Origin of the sequence: Pedococcus sp. NPDC057267 (assembly GCF_042668795.1) — a bacterium.
Lineage (GTDB): Bacteria > Actinomycetota > Actinomycetes > Actinomycetales > Dermatophilaceae > Pedococcus.
The window spans coordinates 22,783-38,491 of sequence record NZ_JBHUYG010000010.1 but is presented as its reverse complement, the minus strand read 5'-3'; the positions used below and the strand labels follow the sequence as shown (position 1 = coordinate 38,491).

Annotated in this window: 15 protein-coding genes; 12 read left to right on the top strand and 3 right to left on the bottom strand. The window is 74.0% G+C overall.

Annotation, left to right across the window (positions count from 1 at the left end):
- Positions 1-32: 32 nt before the first annotated feature.
- The 9 genes from ACFUC1_RS04180 (at position 33) to ACFUC1_RS04140 (ending at position 9,596) form a co-directional block, all read left to right on the top strand.
- The gene (locus ACFUC1_RS04180; protein WP_379116915.1) at positions 33-1,094 is read left to right on the top strand and encodes a zinc-dependent metalloprotease; all 1,062 of its coding nucleotides are present in this window, start codon (positions 33-35) and stop codon (positions 1,092-1,094) included.
- Positions 1,095-1,101: 7 nt separating this feature from the next.
- The gene (tilS, locus tag ACFUC1_RS04175; protein ID WP_379116913.1) at positions 1,102-2,082 is read left to right on the top strand and encodes a tRNA lysidine(34) synthetase TilS; all 981 of its coding nucleotides are present in this window, start codon (positions 1,102-1,104) and stop codon (positions 2,080-2,082) included.
- A gap of 79 nt (positions 2,083-2,161) precedes the next feature.
- Positions 2,162-2,698, top strand: coding sequence for a hypoxanthine phosphoribosyltransferase (gene hpt / locus ACFUC1_RS04170; RefSeq protein ID WP_379116954.1), 537 nt, complete (start codon positions 2,162-2,164; stop codon positions 2,696-2,698).
- A gap of 177 nt (positions 2,699-2,875) precedes the next feature.
- Positions 2,876-4,975 carry an ATP-dependent zinc metalloprotease FtsH gene (gene ftsH, locus ACFUC1_RS04165; RefSeq protein WP_379116911.1) on the top strand — a complete coding sequence of 700 codons (2,100 nt, stop codon included), beginning with the start codon at positions 2,876-2,878 and terminating at the stop codon, positions 4,973-4,975.
- Between the two features lie 12 nt (positions 4,976-4,987).
- Positions 4,988-5,581, top strand: coding sequence for a GTP cyclohydrolase I FolE (folE, locus tag ACFUC1_RS04160; RefSeq protein ID WP_379116909.1), 594 nt, complete (start codon positions 4,988-4,990; stop codon positions 5,579-5,581).
- Positions 5,578-7,320: a phosphatidylglycerol lysyltransferase domain-containing protein gene (locus ACFUC1_RS04155; RefSeq protein WP_379116907.1), complete on the top strand. Its 1,743-nt coding sequence runs from the start codon at positions 5,578-5,580 to the stop codon at positions 7,318-7,320. The genes folE and ACFUC1_RS04155 overlap by 4 nt, the downstream gene beginning before the upstream one ends.
- A 53-nt stretch (positions 7,321-7,373) precedes the next feature.
- Positions 7,374-8,171: a dihydropteroate synthase gene (gene folP / locus ACFUC1_RS04150; RefSeq protein WP_379116952.1), complete on the top strand. Its 798-nt coding sequence runs from the start codon at positions 7,374-7,376 to the stop codon at positions 8,169-8,171.
- A gap of 58 nt (positions 8,172-8,229) precedes the next feature.
- Positions 8,230-9,114, top strand: a complete 885-nt coding sequence (gene folK / locus ACFUC1_RS04145) for a 2-amino-4-hydroxy-6-hydroxymethyldihydropteridine diphosphokinase (RefSeq protein WP_379116905.1) — start codon at positions 8,230-8,232, stop codon at positions 9,112-9,114.
- On the top strand, positions 9,111-9,596 hold the full coding sequence (locus tag ACFUC1_RS04140; RefSeq protein WP_379116903.1) for a DUF3180 domain-containing protein: 486 nt from the start codon (positions 9,111-9,113) through the stop codon (positions 9,594-9,596). Before folK ends, ACFUC1_RS04140 begins: the two co-directional genes overlap by 4 nt.
- 43 nt (positions 9,597-9,639) lie before the next feature.
- Here the strand turns inward: ACFUC1_RS04140 and ACFUC1_RS04135 are convergent, their stop codons facing one another.
- On the bottom strand, positions 9,640-10,812 hold the full coding sequence (locus ACFUC1_RS04135) for an NADH-quinone oxidoreductase subunit D (RefSeq protein WP_379116901.1): 1,173 nt from the start codon (positions 10,810-10,812) through the stop codon (positions 9,640-9,642).
- A gap of 44 nt (positions 10,813-10,856) precedes the next feature.
- Positions 10,857-11,414: a hypothetical protein gene (locus tag ACFUC1_RS04130; RefSeq protein ID WP_379116899.1), complete on the bottom strand. Its 558-nt coding sequence runs from the start codon at positions 11,412-11,414 to the stop codon at positions 10,857-10,859.
- 163 nt (positions 11,415-11,577) lie between these two features.
- On the opposite strand from ACFUC1_RS04130, the gene ACFUC1_RS04125 reads away from it, so the two are divergent.
- Positions 11,578-12,783: a cytochrome P450 gene (locus tag ACFUC1_RS04125; RefSeq protein WP_379116897.1), complete on the top strand. Its 1,206-nt coding sequence runs from the start codon at positions 11,578-11,580 to the stop codon at positions 12,781-12,783.
- Here ACFUC1_RS04125 and ACFUC1_RS04120 read toward each other — a convergent pair.
- Positions 12,767-13,729 carry an SAM-dependent methyltransferase gene (locus tag ACFUC1_RS04120; protein WP_379116895.1) on the bottom strand — a complete coding sequence of 321 codons (963 nt, stop codon included), beginning with the start codon at positions 13,727-13,729 and terminating at the stop codon, positions 12,767-12,769. The genes ACFUC1_RS04125 and ACFUC1_RS04120 overlap by 17 nt on opposite strands.
- A 115-nt stretch (positions 13,730-13,844) precedes the next feature.
- Between ACFUC1_RS04120 and ACFUC1_RS04115 the strand changes: the two genes are divergently transcribed.
- Both ACFUC1_RS04115 and panC read left to right on the top strand, forming a co-directional pair.
- Positions 13,845-14,738: a Rossmann-like and DUF2520 domain-containing protein gene (locus ACFUC1_RS04115; RefSeq protein WP_379116893.1), complete on the top strand. Its 894-nt coding sequence runs from the start codon at positions 13,845-13,847 to the stop codon at positions 14,736-14,738.
- Positions 14,735-15,676 carry a pantoate--beta-alanine ligase gene (gene panC, locus ACFUC1_RS04110; protein WP_379116892.1) on the top strand — a complete coding sequence of 314 codons (942 nt, stop codon included), beginning with the start codon at positions 14,735-14,737 and terminating at the stop codon, positions 15,674-15,676. Before ACFUC1_RS04115 ends, panC begins: the two co-directional genes overlap by 4 nt.
- The last annotated feature ends 33 nt before the right edge of the window (positions 15,677-15,709 follow it).

Genomic DNA, 15,709 nt, shown 5'->3' with positions numbered 1-15,709 from the left:
CCGGGCCGAGCACCCACGACTACGGTGAGGGGATGAGCGTGCAGACACCGACGACGCGGTACGTCGACTGGGAGTTCGCGAAGGCGACCGGTCGGCGGCTCGTGGCCGCAGGCCCCCGGGTCACGCCCGGCGAGGCGGCGGACGTCGTCGCCTCGGTGCGCGCCAGCGCGGCACGCGCGCAGGGTCCCGTGGCCGAGACCGCGCGGCTGCACGCCCCCGGCGACGCCCCCGCTCCGGTCGTGGTCGACCGCGCCACGTGGATCAGCCTCAACGCCGACTCCATGGCGGCGCTCATGGACCCGGTGATGACCAAGCTCGCCGCGTCGCAGAGACGCACCCCCGGGGAGGCCGCCCGCGCCATCACGGGCAAGGTCAGCGGGGGCGAGGCGGGCGCGCTGCTCGCCTTCATGGCCGGCAAGGTCCTCGGCCAGTACGACCTCGCGCCCGACGGCACCCCCGCGCTCATGCTCGTCGCCCCCAACATCGTCCAGGTCGAGCGCGAGCTCGGCCTCGACCCGCACGACTTCCGGCTCTGGGTCTGCATGCACGAGGAGACCCACCGCGTGCAGTTCACCGCCGTGCCGTGGCTGCGCGACCACATGGTGGAGCGGGTGCGCTCGCTGGCCGTCGACCTCGTGCCCGACCCCGAGTCCCTCCAGGAGACCCTCTCGAGGCTTGCCACGTCGCTGCCCGACGCCGTCCGCGCCGGCGGTACGGGCCTCGTCGACCTCGTCGCCACCCCCGAGCAGCGCCGCGCGCTGGCCGAGGTCACCGCCGTGATGTCCCTGCTCGAGGGCCACGCCGACGTCGTCATGGACGAGGTCGGCCCCCAGGTCATCCCCTCGGTCGCCCACATCCGCAGCCGCTTCGACACCCGGCGCAAGGGCGCCGGTGCCCTCGACCGGTTGCTGCGCCGCCTGCTCGGCCTCGAGGCCAAGATGCGCCAGTACCGCGACGGTGCGACGTTCGTGCGCGGCGTCGTCGACACGGTCGGGGTCGAGGGCTTCAACCGCATCTGGGACTCGCCCGAGACGCTGCCGCGGCCCGAGGAGATCGACGAGCCCGCCGCGTGGGTCGCCCGCGTCCACGCCTGACCCGGTCGTGAGCGGCCCCCACCCCGCCACCGCCGCGGTCCGCGTCGCCGTGCGCGGGGTGCTGGCCGAGTGCGACCCGGGCGACGTCGTGCTCGCCGCCGTGAGCGGCGGGGCCGACTCCCTCGCCCTCGCCGCGGCGCTCGCGTTCGAGGCGCCGAGGCTGGGGGTGCGTGGGGGAGCGGTCGTCGTCGACCACGGGCTGCAGCCCGGCTCCGCCGAGGTGGCCGGCCGGGCCGCGGCGGCCTGTGACGGGCTCGGCCTCGCCCCCGTCTCCCGGGTGCGGGTGGACGTCCCCCGAGGCCGCGAGGGTGTGGAGGCCGCCGCCCGCGCCGCTCGCCACGACGCCCTGGCCGGCGCCGCAGCCCGCGACGGCGCCCGGCTGGTGCTCCTCGGCCACACGCTGGACGACCAGGCGGAGCAGGTGCTCCTCGGGCTCACCCGGGGCGCCGGCGCCCGCTCCCTCGCCGGTATGCCGCGTGCCCGCGGCCTCCTGCGCCGTCCCCTCCTGGGCGTCACCCGCGAGCAGACCCGGGCGTCCTGCCGGGCCGAGGGGCTGGCGTGGTGGGACGACCCGATGAACGACGACCCGGCATACACCCGCGTGCGCGCCCGGCGCGCCCTCGTGGACCTCGAGCGCGACCTGGGCCCCGGGGTGGCCGCCGCCCTGGCGCGCTCGGCCGACCAGCTGCGCGAGGACGCCGACCTGCTCGACGGCCTCGCTGACGAGGCGGTGGCGCGGCTGGGCCCCGGCCCCTGGGACGTCGCCGCGCTCGCCGCGCTCGCGCGGCCGGTCCGCACCCGGGTGTGGCGGCGCCTGCTCCTGGCCGCCGGTGCGCCCGGGGGCCAGCTCGGCAGCCGGCACACCGACGCGTGCGACGCCCTGCTCACGGACTGGCACGGGCAGGGCCCGGTGAGCGCACCGGGCCCGCTGCAGGTCACCCGATCCGGTGGTCGGGTATCCATCGCCGCACCGGCTCCGGTTGAATAGGGCGGGCATCCCCGCACGACATCCCGCACGACACCCGCGTCGCTGACACCCCAGGAGAAGAGCCGTGGACGCTGCCCACATGGGAGCAGATCTGGAGAAGGTCCTCATCACCGAGGAGGAGATCCAGGCCCGGCTCGAGGAGCTGGCGGCCGAGATCTGGGCCGAGTACCAGGGCAAGGACCTGCTCCTCGTGGGCGTGCTCAAGGGCGCCGTCATGGTGATGGCCGACCTGTCCCGCGCGCTCCCGGGGACCGCGCCCGTGGACTGGATGGCCGTCTCGTCCTACGGCTCGGGCACCAAGTCCTCCGGCGTCGTGAGGATCCTCAAGGACCTCGACACCGACATCTCGGGCAAGCACGTCCTCATCGTCGAGGACATCGTCGACTCGGGCCTGACCCTGTCCTGGATCCGCTCGAACCTCGAGTCGCGCTCGCCGGCCTCGGTGGAGATCTGCACGCTGCTGCGCAAGCCCGAGGCGGCCAAGGTCGAGATCGACGTCAAGTGGGTCGGCTTCGACATCCCCAACGAGTTCGTCGTCGGCTACGGCCTCGACTACGCCGAGCAGTACCGCAACCTGCGGGTCGTGGGCACCCTCGCCCCGCACGTGTACGCCTGAGGCGAACGCACCGAGGACCCGTGCCGGACGTCGGAACACCTCCGCCATCCGGCTCGTTGACCAGCACGAACCACGGAGGTACCGCGTAGTACCGTCGTGGTGACGCCGCGCCCAGCAGGGTGACGGCACGAAGCGTGACCGAGCAGGAGGCACGGGGCCGCCGGCCCCGCTACACACATGGACTTCAAGCGCATCCTTCGAGCCCCGTTGTTCTGGGTCGTGGCCGTCGTCGCGATCACCCTGACGGTGTTCAGCTTCAGCGACTCCGGTGGCTACACCCGGATCGACACCTCGGCCGCGCAGCAGCTCATCTCCGACAAGAAGGTCGAGCGCGTCGTCGTCACCAACAACGAGGTCGTCGACATCGACCTCAAGAAGGGTCAGACGTACTCGGACGGCAAGAACGTCAAGGACGCGACCAAGGTCCGCACCCAGTACGTGGACGCCGCCGGCCCCGGCCTCATCCAGCTCCTCAAGGACAACCCGCCGCCCGGCGGCGTCGACCAGCAGATCAAGGACACCAACCCGGTCCTGGCCCTGCTCGGGTCCCTGCTGCCGATCATCATCCTGCTGGCCATCTTCTGGTTCCTCATGAACCAGATGCAGGGCGGCGGCTCGCGCGTCATGCAGTTCGGCAAGTCCCGCGCCAAGCTCGCGACCAAGGACACGCCCAAGGTCACCTTCGCCGACGTCGCGGGTGTCGACGAGGCGGTCGAGGAGCTGCACGAGATCAAGGAGTTCCTCTCCGAGCCCGCCAAGTTCCTCGCGGTCGGAGCCAAGATCCCCAAGGGCGTCCTGCTCTACGGTCCCCCCGGCACCGGCAAGACCCTGCTGGCCCGCGCGGTCGCGGGTGAGGCCGGCGTCCCGTTCTACTCGATCTCCGGCTCGGACTTCGTCGAGATGTTCGTCGGTGTCGGCGCCTCGCGCGTCCGCGACCTGTTCGAGCAGGCCAAGGCCAACGCCCCTGCCATCGTCTTCGTCGACGAGATCGACGCCGTCGGCCGCCACCGCGGTGCCGGCCTTGGCGGCGGCCACGACGAGCGCGAGCAGACGCTCAACCAGCTGCTCGTCGAGATGGACGGCTTCGACGTCAAGACCAACGTCATCCTCATCGCGGCGACCAACCGGCCCGACATCCTCGACCCGGCGCTGCTGCGCCCGGGCCGCTTCGACCGCCAGATCGCGGTGGAGGCGCCCGACATGATCGGCCGCCACCGCATCCTCGAGGTGCACGCCCAGGGCAAGCCGATGGCCAGCGGCGTCGACCTGCTCGCCGTCGCCCGGCGCACCCCCGGCTTCACCGGTGCCGACCTCGCCAACGTCCTCAACGAGGCCGCCCTGCTCACGGCCCGCAGCGACAAGAAGCTCATCGACGACCACGCCCTGGACGAGGCCATCGACCGCGTCATCGCCGGTCCCCAGAAGCGCACCCGGATCATGTCCGCCAAGGAGCGCAAGATCACGGCGTACCACGAGGGTGGCCACGCCCTCGTCGCGGCGGCCATGAACCACCTCGACCCGGTCACCAAGGTGACGATCCTGCCCCGCGGCCGCGCGCTCGGGTACACGATGGTCATGCCGACCGACGACAAGTACTCCACCACCCGCAACGAGATCCTCGACCAGCTCGCGTACGCCCTCGGCGGCCGCGTCGCCGAGGAGGTCGTCTTCCACGACCCGACCACCGGTGCGGCGAACGACATCGAGAAGGCCACCGGCATGGCCCGCAAGATGGTCACCGAGTACGGCATGAGCGAGCGGATCGGCGCGATCAAGCTCGGCCAGAGCCAGGGCGAGGTCTTCCTCGGCCGCGACATGGGCCACGAGCGCGACTACTCCGAGGAGATCGCCAGCGTCGTCGACGAGGAGGTGCGCAAGCTCATCGAGAACGCGCACGACGAGGCGTGGCACGTCATCAACGACAACCGCGACATCCTCGACCACCTCGTGCTCGAGCTGCTCGAGCACGAGACGCTCAACGCCAAGGAGCTCGCCGAGCTGTTCTCGCCGGTGCGCAAGCGCCCGCTGCGCCCGACCTGGATGTCCAGCGAGACCCGGTTCCTGTCCGACCAGCCGCCGGTGCTGACCCCCGCCGAGCGGGCCGCGCAGAACGGCAGCGGCGGGCTGGAGTCCGCGGGCACCGACCGGCACACCGCCGTGGCCATCGACCGCGCGGCCGAGGCCGGTGCGGTGAAGTCGACCGAGGAGCACCCACCCACCCAGGTCATCGAGACGCCCGGCAGCGACCCGGTCGACCCGGGTCGCGGGCAGCACTGAGGCGCCGGCCCGATGTCCCCAGACACGCCACGGCACGTGGTCGACCAGGCCCGTGCCGAGGCCGCGGTCCGCGAGCTGCTCATCGCCATCGGTGAGGACCCGGACCGCGAGGGCCTCCTCGAGACCCCCGCCCGGGTCGCGCGCGCGTACGGCGAGTTCTTCGCCGGACTCGCCCTCGACCCGGCGGAGGTGCTGAGCAAGACCTTCGAGATCGAGCACGAGGAGATGATCCTCGTGCGCGACATCGAGGTGTACTCGATGTGCGAGCACCACCTCGTGCCGTTCCACGGGGTCGCCCACGTCGGGTACATCCCGGCCCGGGACGGCCGCGTCACGGGCCTGTCCAAGCTGGCGCGCCTCGTGGAGATGTACGCCCGGCGCCCGCAGGTGCAGGAGCGGCTCACCACCCAGGTCGCCGACGCCCTCGTCACCCACCTCGGGGCGCAGGGTGTGATCGTCGTCGTCGAGTGCGAGCACCTGTGCATGTCGATGCGCGGCATCCGCAAGCCCGGGTCCCGCACCATAACCTCCGCCGTGCGTGGCCAGCTGCGCAACCCCGCCACGCGGGCAGAGGCGATGTCGCTGCTGCTCGGGGGCAAGCGGTGAGCGGTCGCGAGAGCACCCGCACCACCACCCCCCGGCTCCCCGGCATCCTGTTGCCCAGCAAGGCGCCGGCCCTCCTGGGCAACCTCACCTACCTCATCGGCCTGCTCGACCTGCTGACGGGTCTGCTGCACAGCTGGCGGCACCGCCTGCTCGAGCTGACCGAGGTGCTCCCCGGCGCCCTGTCCGACGCCGCCGCCGCCGCGACCGTGGTGGCCGGCGTCCTGCTGTTCGTCCTGGGCCACTCGCTCAAGCGCCGCAAGCGGCGGGCCTGGCGCGCCGCGGTCGCGCTCCTCGGGGTCTCCGTGGTGCTGCACGCGGCCAAGGTCGAGCCGCTGTCGACCCTCGTCTCGCTGGGGGCGGTCGCGCTCCTCGTGCGCAACCGCCGCGAGTTCTACGCCCTCGGCGACCCCAGCACCCGGTGGCGGGCCGTGCGCGCGTTCCTCGTGCTCGGCACCGGGTCGTTCCTGGCCGGGACCGCCGCGATCTGGATGAACCGCCGCCACATCGTCGGTGGCTTCCCCTCCTTCGGCGACCTGGTCCGTGAGCTGCTCTACGGCGCCGTGGGCGTGAGCGGGCCCCTGCAGTTCACCCACTCCCGGGCCGAGGACATCGTGGGCTCGCTGCTGCTCGGGCTCGGCCTCATGACGGCGTTCACGACGACCTACCTCGCGCTCCGGCCTGCGGAACCGCGCCCGGAGCTGACCGACGACGACGACGAGCGCCTGCGCATGCTCATGCAGCGCCACGCCGATTCCCTCGCGTACTTCAACACCCGGCGCGACAAGTCCGTCGTGTGGTCCCCGACCGGCAAGGCCGCGGTCGCCTATCGCGTCGTCAGCGGCGTCATGCTCGCCAGCGGTGACCCGCTCGGCGACCCGGAGGCCTGGCCGGGCGCGATCGAGGCGTTCCTCGAGGAGGCGCGCAACCACGCGTGGACCCCCGCCGTCCTGGGCTGCTCGGAGCAGGCCGGCACCGTGTGGGTCCGCGAGACCGGCTTCACCGCGCTCGAGCTCGGCGACGAGGCCGTGGTCGACACGACGACGTTCACCCTGCAGGGCCGGCCCATGCGCAACGTGCGCCAGATGGTGGGCCGGATCGAGCGCGCCGGGTACTCCGTGGACGTCACCCGCGTGCGCGACGTCGACCCGGGGGTGCGAGACGAGGCGATGAAGGATGCCTCGGCGTGGCGCTCCTCGGACACCGAGCGCGGCTTCTCGATGGCCCTCGGCCGGCTCGTCGACCCGGTGGCCGACCCCGAGTGCGTCTTCGTGACGGCGCGGCACGACGGGGTCGTGCGCGCCTTCCTGCAGTTCGTGCCCTGGGGCGACGACGGCATGTCCCTCGACGTCATGCGGCGGGACTCGACCGCGGAGGCCGGCGTCAACGAGCTCATGATCGCCACCGCCCTGCAGCGGGCACCCGAGCTCGGTGTGCGGCGGGTGTCGCTCAACTTCGCCGCCTTCCGCTCGGCCCTCGAGCGGGGCGAGCGGCTCGGCGCCGGACCGGTCCTGCGGATGTGGCGGCGGGTGCTGCTGTTCGCCTCGCGCTGGCTGCAGATCGAGAGCCTGTACCGGTTCAACGCCAAGTTCCAGCCCCAGTGGCAGCCCCGGTTCCTCGTCTACCCCGCCGCGGGCGACCTGCCCCGCGTGGCGCTGGCCTCGCTGGAGGCAGAGGCGTTCCTCGTCTGGCCCCGGCTCGGGCGCCTCAACGGTGCCCGTGAGGCCGTGGGGGCCAGGTGAGCCCGGCGCGCGGGGACTGGCCGCTGCGGCGGCCCGACGGCCTGCCCGTCGTGATGGGCGTCGTGAACGTCACCCCCGACTCCTTCAGCGACGGCGGCCAGTGGTTCGAGCCGGATGCGGCCATCGCGCACGGGCACGAGCTCCTCGCGCAGGGTGCCGACGTCCTCGACGTCGGCGGCGAGTCGACGAGGCCCGGCGCGCAGCGCCCCTCGGTCGAGGAGGAGCTGCGACGCGTGCTGCCCGTCGTGCGCGCGCTCGCCGCGGACGGGGCCGTCGTCTCGGTCGACACCATGCGGGCCGAGGTCGCGGCCGCGGCGCTCGGGGCCGGCGCGGCCCTGGTCAACGACGTCAGCGGCGGTCTCGCGGACGACGGCATGGCATCCGTGGTCGCGGACGCCGGCGCGCCCTTCGTGGTCATGCACTGGCGCGGCCACAGCGCCGACATGCAGTCGCGCGCCGCCTACGACGACGTGGTGGGGGAGGTCCGGGACGAGCTGCTCGCCCGGGTCGACGCCCTCACCGCGCAGGGGGTGCGCGAGGACCGGCTGGTCCTCGACCCGGGCTTCGGGTTCGCCAAGCTCGCAGGGCACAACTGGACCCTGCTGGCGCGGCTCGAGGAGCTGCTCGGCCTGGGCCACCCCGTGCTCGTCGGCACGTCGCGCAAGGCGTTCCTGGGCCGGCTGGGCGTGCCCGAGGGCGGCGCGCCGCGCGAACCGCTGGACCGCGACGTGGCGACCGCCGCCACGTCCATGCACGCTGCCCGGCTCGGCGCGTGGGGGGTGCGCGTCCACCACGTGCCGTCCACCCTCGACGCGATGCGCGTCGCCCGGGCCGTCGAGGAGGCACGATGAACATCACCCCGCGACGTCCTCCGCTCCTTCGTCGCTGCGCCACCTCGCGGGGACCCCGATGAGCGACCAGATCGTCCTCAAGGGGATCTCCGCGCGCGGGCACCACGGGGTCCTCGACTTCGAGAAGCGCGACGGCCAGGTCTTCGTCGTCGACGTGACGATGGACGTCGACCTCGCGCCCGCCGGGTCGAGTGACGACCTCGCCGACACGGTGAACTACGCCGAGGTCGCGGCCGACGTCGTGGCGCTCGTCGAGGGCGAGCCGCTGGACCTCATCGAGGCGCTGGCGGCCCGCATCGCCGACCGCGTCCTGGCCCGCCCGCTCGTCGAGGCCGTCGAGGTCACGGTGCACAAGCCGGAGGCGCCGGTGGGCGTGCCGTTCAGCGACGTGCAGGTGGTCGTCAGCCGGGAACGGTGCACCCCCGTCGTGGTGGCCCTCGGCTCCAACGTCGGCGACTCGGTGGAGACGCTCCAGGACGCCGCGGTCGCGCTGCACGGCCTGCTCGACGTCACGGCCGTCTCGCGGCTCGTCGAGACGGACCCCGTCGGCGGCCCGGAGCAGCCGGCATACCTGAACGCCGTCGTCACGGGCACCACACACCTCGCGCCGTCCAGCCTGCTGGCCGGGCTGCACGACATCGAGCGCGAGCACGGGCGCACCCGCGAGGTGCGGTGGGGGCCGCGGACGCTCGACCTCGACCTCGTGCAGTACGGCGACCCGGTGTTCGACACCGACGTGGTCATGGACACCGCCACCCTGACCCTGCCGCACCCCCGGGCCCACGAGCGGGCCTTCGTGCTCGTGCCGTGGCTACAGGCCGACCCCGAGGCGGTCCTGCGCGTCGACGGGCAGGTACGCCGCGTGGGGGACGTCGTCGCCGGCCTCGACACCTCCGGCGTGCGCCCGGGGCCCGACGTCGACCTCCTGGAGGGCCCGTGGTGAACTCGGGCACGGGCCTGCGCTGGTCGCAGCTCGTGGCGATCGCGCTCGTCGTCGGGCTCGCGTCGTTCGTGGGGTGGCGGGTCTACCTCGGGCGCGGGCACCTCCTGTCCCCCCCGTCGTGGGTCTCGGCCGTGCTGCTGGTCCTGATGGCGGTCCTCGTCCTGGCAGCGGGCCTGCCCGTGCGCCGCTTCCTGCGTGGCCGGGCCACCAAGCCGCTCAGCCCGATCCGCGCCGCGAGGACGCTCGTCCTGGCCCAGGCCGCGGGGCTCACCGGTTCGGCCGTCCTGGGCTGGTACGCCGGCCTGGTCCCGCACGCGGTCGCCGACATCGACCTGCCCGGCTACCGCGACGCGTTGTGGCGGCTGCTGACGGTCTGCCTGGCCGCCGCCCTGCTCGCGGTCGCGGGCATGCTGACGCAGCGGATGTGCCGCATCGACGACGGTGGCGAGCCGCCCCGGCGCGAGGGCCGCGGCGACGGCTGAGCGGCTCACCCCCGCCCGGAGTGCGCCGAGGAGGCGGCAGGAGCTACTTGTCGACGTCGCCGACGACGAAGAACATCGAGCCCAGGATGGCGACCATGTCCGAGACGAGGTTGCCGGGCAGCACCTCGCCGAGCACCGACACGTTGTTGAACGACGCCGAGCGCAGCTTGAGCCGCCACGGCGTCTTCTCCCCACGCGACACCAGGTAGTACCCGTTGAAGCCGAGCGGGTTCTCGGTGGCGGTGTAGAGGTCGCCCTCGGGGACCTTGAGCACCTTCGGCAGCCGGACGTTGACCGGCCCGCGGGGCAGCGACCGCAGCCGGTCCAGGCAGGCCTCGGCGAGGTCGAGGCTGACGTGCACCTGCTCGAGCAGCACCTCCAGCCGCGCCAGGCAGTCGCCGTCGGTGCGCGTCACGACCCGGCCGGGCCCGCCTTCGGCGAACAGCTCGGCATACGCCAGGTAGGGCTCGTCACGGCGCAGGTCCACGTCGACGCCGGACGCCCGCGCGATCGGCCCCGAGACGCCGTATGCCGCGATGGTCCCGGGCGTGAGGACGCCCACCCCGCGCGTGCGCGCCTCGAGGATCTCGTTGCCGACGAGCATCGACTCGAGGTCGGGCAGGCGGCGCCGCACCGCGGCCACGGCCCGGTCGACCCGGTCCAGCCAGCCGGCGGGCAGGTCCTCCTTGAGGCCGCCGACGCGGTTGAACATGTAGTGCATCCGGCCGCCGGACGCCTCCTCCATGACGGCCTGCAGCTCCTCGCGCTCGCGGAACGCGTAGAAGATCGGGGTGATGGCGCCGAGCTCGAGCGGGTAGGAGCCGAGGAACATGAGGTGGTTGAGCACCCTGTTGAGCTCGGCGAGCAGCGTGCGCGCCCAGACCGCGCGCTCGGGCACCTCCATGCCGAGCATCCGCTCGACGCCGAGCACGACACCGAGCTCGTTGGCGAAGGCCGACAGCCAGTCGTGCCGGTTGGCCAGCACGACGATCTGGCGGTAGTCGCGGACCTCGAACAGCTTCTCGGCCCCGCGGTGCATGTAGCCGACGATCGGGTCGGCGCTGACGATGCGCTCGCCGTCGACGACGATCCGCAGCCGCAGCACCCCGTGGGTCGCCGGGTGCTGCGGGCCGATGTTGAGCACCATGTCGGCGGTGGCCAGGCCACCCGCCCCCATGCCGACGGTGAGCTCGCGCTGGTCGCCGGTGGTGCTCATGACCTGCAGGCTAGCCCGCCGCGGGGGGTGCCAGCCCGGGATTGCTAGCCGGGGCAGCCGGGGATGTTGTCCGCGGCGACCATGCGCCCCTGGTCGTCGAGCTTGACCAGCACGGTGTTCTCGCGGTCCGGCAGGGCGGCGAGCGCGGCGGCGTCGGCCGACTTGGTCTGCAGGGGCTGGTCCTTGGCCACGCAGTGGTGGACGAGGATCCGCGCACCGGCGACGACCGGGATGGAGTAGACGAGCTTGTCGTTCTGGTTCTCGTACGGCACCGGCCCCGTGAAGGGACCGGTGGGCACGCCCTGCTGGGCGAGCTTGGCGTCGTCGAGGCCCTTCCAGGTCCAGCGGTCGAGCACGATGACCGTGGTGCCGGCGATGGTCGAGACCTTGCGGACGGTGCCGTAGTCGAAGGCGCGGCCCTTGACGTCGCTGGTCGCGCTGGGGGCGGGCGCCTGGCCGGGGGCGCCCGTGGCGGTCACGGTCGGCGTGACGGTCACCGTGACGTCCGCGGACTTCGGGGTGCCGCCGCAGCCGGCGAGGACGAGCGCGGCGCCCGCGGCGGTGAGGCCCACGGCCGCGCGGGCAGGGTGCTGGAAGGTCATGGGGACAGGGGTCCTTTCGAGGTTCAGCAGCGATCAGTGTGCCGTGGACCGGGCCCGGGGCCCAAACCGGGCAGGTGGCAGCCTCGGCGCCGGGTCGCTGCCCCGGACGGGCGCCCGGGGGACCCGCCTGACAGCGCCGGACCTCCTGGGGCAGGCTGCTCCCGTGCCCACGAAGTCCTCGTTCGACGCCGCCGACCTGCTCGACCTCGGTGACCCCGCCGTGGTCGCGAACCCCTACCCCGCGATGGCCGCCCTGCGCGAGCGGGCGCCGATCGCCTGGCACAGCCGGATGGGCACGTGGCTCGCGACCGGCCACGCCGAGGCCGGGGCGGTGCTGCGCGACCGGCGGCTCGGCCGTGTCTTCGGCCCGCGCACGCCCGAGGCCGACTGGGGCACCTTCAACTGGCTGCACGCCGACTCGATCCTCGACAGCGAGCCGCCCAAGCACACGCGCCTGCGCCGCCTCGTGGCCGGCGCCTTCGGCCGCGGCCACGTGCAGCGGCTCGCGCCGCGCATCGAGGAGCTCGCCGCCGGGCTGCTCGCGCAGCTCCCGGAGAGCGGGCCGTTCGACGTGATCGAGGAGTATGCCGAGCCGCTGCCGGTGCTCGTCATCGCCGAGCTGCTCGGCGTGCCCGAGGCCGACCGGCACCACCTGCGGCCGTGGTCGCAGGCGATCGTGCGCATGTACGAGGTCGACCGGACGCCGGCCGAGGAGCAGGCGGCGCGCGACGCGGCCGCGGCGTTCGCGGCCTACGTCGAGGAGCTCGCGACCGAGCGCGCCCAGGCGCCCGGGGAGGACCTGCTCACCGACCTCGTCCAGGCGCGTGACGGCTCGGACCGGCTGTCCGCCCATGAGCTCGTGGCGACCGCGGTGCTGCTGCTCAACGCCGGTCACGAGGCGAGCGTCAACGGCTTCGGCAACGGCCTGCACTCGTGGCTGACCGCACCCGACCGGCCGCAGGTCGACCCCCGCGACCACGCCGCGGTCGAGCGCCTCGTCGAGGAGTTCCTGCGGCACGACAGCCCGCTGCACCTGTTCGAGCGGACGGCCAAGGAGCAGGCGTCCGTCGCGGGCGTCGACCTCGAGCCCGGCGAGAAGGTGGCGGCGCTGCTCGGTGCCGCCAACCGCGACCCGGAGGTCTTCGCCGACCCCGACCGGTTCGACCCCACGCGCGACCCGAACCCGCACCTGGCGTTCGGCGCGGGCATCCACTTCTGCATCGGGGCACCGCTCGCCCGGCTCGAGCTCGCGATCTCGCTGCGCACGCTGCTGGCCCGGCACCCGCGGCTCGAGCTCGTCGAGGCGGTGCAGCGCCCGACGTTCGTGCTGCGCGGGTTCGAGCGACTGGTCGTCAGCCCCGCCGGCTGAACGCCCAGAGGAAGTCGCCGAAGCCGCCGCGCGCGGTGAGCTGCGCGGCCGCACTCGACTCCTGCAGCACCCGCAGGTACCCGGCCGGGTCGGTCCGCGCCAGCTCGAACGGCGGCGTCCGGCCGTCGACGCCGAGCCGCGCCAGCGCGGTGCGCTGGTCGACGAGCTCGTCGTGCGCGAGGGAGTCCATGGCGACGTGCGCGGTGAGGTCGCAGGTCCCGTCCGGCACGGGGTCGACGAGGTGCCCGCGGCGGTATGCCGTGAGCGTGCCGTGCGCGGGTCGCGTCGCGGCGGTGTGGCCGTAGTCGACCGCCACCACGAGGCCGCTCCTGACGCGTCCCAGGAGCCCGGCCCAGGCGCGGTCGCGGGCCAGGCCCACCTCCACGCGCGCGCCGGGTGCCGTTGCCGGCCAGTGCCGCTCGGCCCAGGCCAGCTCCTCCCCGGCCAAGGGGGCGCCCCACGACTCGGCCCCGGTCGCCGGGTCCACGAGCCGCTCGCGCAGGATGCCGCCGTCGTCGACCTCCGCGACGGTGCACGGGACCACGTCGAGCCACTCGTGAGCGACGACGAGGACGTCCCGCAGGTCGCCGAGCTCGTCGGGCAGGGCGGGGCCGCCGGGCGAGACCAGCCACCGCACGTCCTGGGGCAGGCCGTCCGGGCGCGGCCCCACGTCGACGCCGGCCAGGCCCACGGGCGCTGCCCCGGGGCGCTCGCCGCGGCTCACGGCATACAGGTGGCGCAGCAGCTCACCGCCCCCACAGCCCACGTCGACGACGCTGGTGAGCCCGTGCTCGTCGGCGAGCCGCAGCAGGGCCCGGGCGAGGACGCGGCCCGTGGGGCCGTGGGTCGCGGTCGTGAAGTGGGCTGCCGGGCCGCCGCGGGCGCGGTAGAAGCCGCCCGGTCCGTAGAGCGCGTCCTGCCACGCCACCGCCCAGGTCCGCACCACGGACCCAACCTAGGGCCGTGGCCACGGACGTCGGGCCCGAAGGGCGTCCGGCCGCCGGCGGGCGTCGTCGGGGGCAGGACCCGCACGGTGCCCCCGCGGGGATAGGTTGGGCCGCGTGACCAGCGACGAGCGCCCGGCGCGCCTGACGGTCGGTGTCGTCGGCGCCGGCCGCGTCGGCTCCGTCCTCGGCGCCGCGCTGGCGCGGGCCGGCCACCACGTCGTGGCCGTGTCGGCCGTGAGCGAGGCGTCGCTCGCGCGGGCCGCCGAGCTGCTTCCCGACGCCCCGGTGCTGCCCCCGGACGAGGTGGTGCGGCGGGCCGAGCTGGTCGTCCTGGCGGTCCCCGACGACGCGCTCGCGGACCTCGTCGCCGGGCTGGCCGCGACGCAGGCCTGGCGGCCGGGCCAGCTCGTGGTGCACACCTCGGGACGGCACGGGCTCGAGGTGTTCGCGCCGGCGGGACAGGCGGTCCTGGGGATGGCCCTGCACCCGGCGATGACCTTCACCGGCACCGCGCTCGACCTCGACCGGCTCGTGGACTGCTGCTTCGGCATCACCGCCCCCGAGCCGCTGCGCGCGGTCGCCGAGGCGCTCGTCGTCGAGGTGGGGTCCGAGCCCGTGTGGATCGACGAGGCGGCCCGGCCGATGTACCACGCGGCCCTCGCCCACGGCGCCAACCACCTCGTCACCCTCGTCTCCCAGGCGTTGCAGGCACTGCGGGCCGCCGGCGTGGACTCGCCCGACCGGATGCTCGGCCCGCTCGTGGAGGCGGCGCTGGACAACACCCTGCGCCGTGGTGACGCCGCTCTCACCGGGCCGGTGGCCCGGGGCGACGCCGGTACGGTGGCCGAGCACCTGAGACAGCTGCGAACCCTGACCCCCGACGTCCGTCCGACGTACGTCGCGCTCGCGCGGGCCACCGCCGAGCGTGCCCTGGCGTCCGGACGGCTACGACCCCACGCCGCGGAGCCCCTGCTGGAGATCCTCGCGCGCGACGAGGAGCGCCCATGACCGACCAGGACACCGCACCCCGGGCCACCGAGGAGCTTCCCGCGCCCGTGGTCGCGCGGACGCGGGACGAGCTGCGCGCCGCCCGGTCCCGGCTCGGTGACGGCGACGTCGCCGTGGTCATGACGATGGGTGCCCTGCACGACGGCCACGCCACCCTCATCCGCCTGGCCCGCCAGGAGGCGGCGCACGTCATCGTGACGATCTTCCTCAACCCGCTGCAGTTCGGGCCCAAGGAGGACCTCTCCCGCTACCCGCGGACCTTCGACGCCGACATGGAGATCTGCCGCAGCGCCGGGGTCGACCTCGTCTTCGCCCCCACACCGGACGTCGTCTACCAGGACGGCGACCCGGGCGTGCGCATCTCGGCCGGCCCGCTCGGCACCGTCCTCGAGGGGCAGGCGCGGCCCGGGCACTTCGACGGGATGCTGACCGTCGTCGCCAAGCTGTTCCACCTCACGGCGGCCGACAGCGCCTACTTCGGGCAGAAGGACGCCCAGCAGCTCCTGCTCATCCGGCGGATGGTGCGCGACCTCGACTTCCCCGTCCGGGTCGTCTCGGTCCCGACGGTCCGCGAGCCCGACGGGCTGGCCATGAGCAGCCGCAACGCCTACCTCACCGAGACCGACCGCGAGGTCGCCCTGTGCCTGTCCCGCGCGCTCAGGGCCGGGGCGGCTGCCGCACCGGAGGGCCCGTCGGCCGTGCGCCGCGCCGCCCGGGCGGTGCTCGTGCGCGAACCACTGGCCCTCATCGACTACCTCGTCCTGGTCCACCCGACGACACTGGAGGACGTGCCCGAGTGGTACCGCGGCGAGGCGCTCCTGGCGGTCGCCGGACGGGTCGGCACCACCCGGCTCATCGACAACATGCCCATCTCCGTCGGCCCCGGTGGCGGCGCGCTCGACGTCTTCTCCGACGTCGACTCGGCCACACCGGCCTGACGGCGACCACGGCCGGCACTCACCGAGGACCCG

Excerpts from the sequence above, each read along its gene's own strand:
- ACFUC1_RS04180 (WP_379116915.1), top strand. The coding sequence starts at position 33 with ATGAGCGTGCAGACACCGACGACGCGGTACGTCGACTGGGAGTTCGCG.
- hpt (WP_379116954.1), top strand. The coding sequence starts at position 2,162 with ATGGGAGCAGATCTGGAGAAGGTCCTCATCACCGAGGAGGAGATCCAG.
- ftsH (WP_379116911.1), top strand. The coding sequence starts at position 2,876 with ATGGACTTCAAGCGCATCCTTCGAGCCCCGTTGTTCTGGGTCGTGGCC.
- folE (WP_379116909.1), top strand. The coding sequence starts at position 4,988 with ATGTCCCCAGACACGCCACGGCACGTGGTCGACCAGGCCCGTGCCGAG.
- folP (WP_379116952.1), top strand. The coding sequence starts at position 7,374 with ATGGGCGTCGTGAACGTCACCCCCGACTCCTTCAGCGACGGCGGCCAG.
- folK (WP_379116905.1), top strand. The coding sequence starts at position 8,230 with ATGAGCGACCAGATCGTCCTCAAGGGGATCTCCGCGCGCGGGCACCAC.
- ACFUC1_RS04135 (WP_379116901.1), bottom strand. The coding sequence starts at position 10,812 with ATGAGCACCACCGGCGACCAGCGCGAGCTCACCGTCGGCATGGGGGCG.
- ACFUC1_RS04130 (WP_379116899.1), bottom strand. The coding sequence starts at position 11,414 with ATGACCTTCCAGCACCCTGCCCGCGCGGCCGTGGGCCTCACCGCCGCG.
- panC (WP_379116892.1), top strand. The coding sequence starts at position 14,735 with ATGACCGACCAGGACACCGCACCCCGGGCCACCGAGGAGCTTCCCGCG.